Source organism: Nocardia niwae NBRC 108934 = DSM 45340 (assembly GCF_001613465.1).
GTDB classification, from domain to species: domain Bacteria; phylum Actinomycetota; class Actinomycetes; order Mycobacteriales; family Mycobacteriaceae; genus Nocardia; species Nocardia niwae.
Map to the genome: position 1 here is coordinate 1 of NZ_BDCK01000076.1, position 2,496 is coordinate 2,496.

General features: G+C 68.3%; 3 protein-coding genes. 2 read left to right on the plus strand and 1 reads right to left on the minus strand.

Features of this window, described 5'->3' with window-relative positions; genetic code table 11:
- Both NNI01S_RS35565 and NNI01S_RS32860 read left to right on the plus strand, forming a co-directional pair.
- The coding region (locus tag NNI01S_RS35565) for a phage tail tip lysozyme (protein ID WP_218019296.1) at window positions 1-448 on the plus strand (448 nt) is incomplete at its 5' end.
- Window positions 449-917: 469 nt separating this feature from the next.
- On the plus strand, window positions 918-2,078 hold the full coding sequence (locus tag NNI01S_RS32860; RefSeq protein WP_245676479.1) for a transglycosylase SLT domain-containing protein: 1,161 nt from the start codon (window positions 918-920) through the stop codon (window positions 2,076-2,078).
- A gap of 62 nt (window positions 2,079-2,140) precedes the next feature.
- Here NNI01S_RS32860 and NNI01S_RS32865 read toward each other — a convergent pair.
- The coding region (locus NNI01S_RS32865; RefSeq protein WP_169813060.1) for a C40 family peptidase at window positions 2,141-2,496 on the minus strand (356 nt) is incomplete at its 5' end.

Consider the following 2,496-nt stretch of genomic DNA (forward strand, 5'->3'; position numbering starts at 1 on the left):
CACCGACAACATTCCCGGGGGCTCGAACGCCAATCCGGCGGACGTCTATCGCTACCTCATCTCGAAACACGGACTCACACCCGCGCAAGCCGCGGGGATCGTGGGCAATATTCAGGTCGAGTCGGGCTTCAAGACCAGCGCGTACAACTCGGGCGAAGGCGCTATCGGTCTTTGCCAATGGCGGGGTGGACGACGGCAGGCCCTCGAGCGATTCGCGGCAGCTCGCGGGAGGCCGGTCACCGACTGGAAAGTCCAAGTCGATTTCATGATGGCCGAGTTGCGCAGCAACGAATCCACCGCGTACGGATATCTCCGGGCCGCGCAGACGCCCGCCTACGCGGCGGCGGTCTTCGATCAGTACTACGAAAGAAGCTCCGGTGAGGCGAGAGGGCAGCGCATCGCCTACGCGAACAGCATTGCCTCGGCGATGCGCAACGTCGCCGTTTGACCTCGCCCGAGCCTTCGCCGGTCGGCTCGGTGCCCCTCTTGCACCGACGCGCCGCGCGGTTGTCCCACGGCCGCATGGCCGGACGTGGGTACCGGTATTCCCGTAAGCGGGAACAGCATGGGCGTGCGCGGGAGATACCTGCATTAAGCTGCGGATACGCTTCGGGACGAGTGCCGGGGAAGAGGCATTCCGAGTCGGGTGAGCCGACAGCCGGGCAAGGCGGCATGAGTTCACCGCATCGGCGCGGACTACCACATGGCTGCCGCGTCGGCTGCGAACTCCTCCGGCTCCAGCACGCACCGATCGTTCCGGCGATCGGCAGCGCGTACCGGGGATCCGGCGGAAGGTGAATCATGGCTGCCTCTGTGGTCACCGTGCGTAGTGTCCGCGCGCAGCGGGGGAGCTGATGGCTCCGACGGATCGCCCTGGCCCCGAGCGAGAATCCGATGATCCCGGTGATCCTCGCGACGTGCGTGCGAGCGCCGCTACCGCCACGCCGCACCGCCCCGCCAAGTCCGCGACGCGCGGCGCTTCCACCCCGATCCCGCGGCCGCAGCCGGGTGCGGCCGCCGCTGCGGCACCGGCCGGCGCGACGGCGCAGGGGCGCACCCAGAATGCGCCGTCCGCATCCGAGACGACCTCCCCGGCTTCGGGTTCCACCTCCGCTCCGCGCCCGGACGCGCTGGGCATGGCGGGCTCGTCCACGCCCATGGCGGCCGCGGCGATGGGCGCGTTGGCGGCCATCGCCGCCCAATACGGTGACGGTCCGCCGACTGCCGCGACGGGACAGCCGTACGCTCCGCCGGATCTCGACGCGGCGCGACCGAGCGGACCCGTCGTGTGGGACGGCGCGCTCGGTTCGCGGTACGCCGACAGCAACCTGAATCGAGCGCGCCACGGCGATGCGACACAGTCGATGAATGCCGAGCTGGAACGCATCCTCGGTGGCGCGGTCGACAACAGCACGCAGGGACGCGCCGCGATCGGCGCGATCATCGCCGAGGTGAATACCGCTCTGACCGCGCTCGGCAAGGTCCAGGATGCCAACGCGAGCAGGCAGTTGGTGATCTCCACGCTGGACAACGCCTTGCAACGGGCGGGAACCGTGCTCGGCCAAGGGCAGGCCGCCGCGGTGCTCACCGCGGACCGGGTGGCCGCCCTTGCCGACCGCTATCTGCGGGAGTCGCGTCCGGTCCAGCCGCGGCGGCCTCGCCGCACGGCGCACTCCGGCATGCATGGACCCAGCGGCGGTCCGCCACGCACGCGGCCGTCCGGGCAGCAGGGGCAATGGATCAACGAAGCCTTGCAGGTGTTGCGCCAGCACGGCTACGACACGCGCCAGATCGACCCGGCCGACATCGCGGCGATCATCCAGCACGAGTCCGGTGGCAACCCGAATGCCATCAATCTCTGGGACAGCAACGCCGCGGCCGGCATCCCGTCGAAAGGCCTGATGCAGACGATCGATCCGACGTTCAACGCGTATTCCGTTCCGGGACATCGTGATATCTGGAATCCGGTGGACAATATCGTCGCGGGTGTCCGGTACGCCATCGAACGTTACGGGTCGGTCAGCAATGTGCCGGGAATCGTGCAGATGCGCGGCGGCGGCTCGTACGTGGGATATTGACGCCGGTCGCCGGTCGGCTCCGGTGCAGTTGCTACGAACAGACGGCACACCGGATCAACTGATCACGCCCACCGCGCGGCCGCGTAACTGCTGGGCAGCCTCCGGTACTGGACATGGCCGCCGGTGTGGGGAGCCTCGACGCACATGCCGTTGCCGATGTACATGATGACGTGGCCCGGGTTGTTCGGCCCCTTGAACGAACTCGAGGGGAAAATGAGATCGCCGGGCTTGATGTCTCTGGGATTCACCTTGGGCAGGGTGCGGTATTGGTCGGCCGCGACTCGCGGAATCCGCACACCGGCGGCGGCCGCCGCATATTGCATCAGGCCCGAGCAGTCGAAAGCGTTCGGTCCTTCCGCGCCCCAGACGTAGGGATCGCCGAGCTGGGCGAGTGCCACCTGGATGGCTTTCGCCGCGG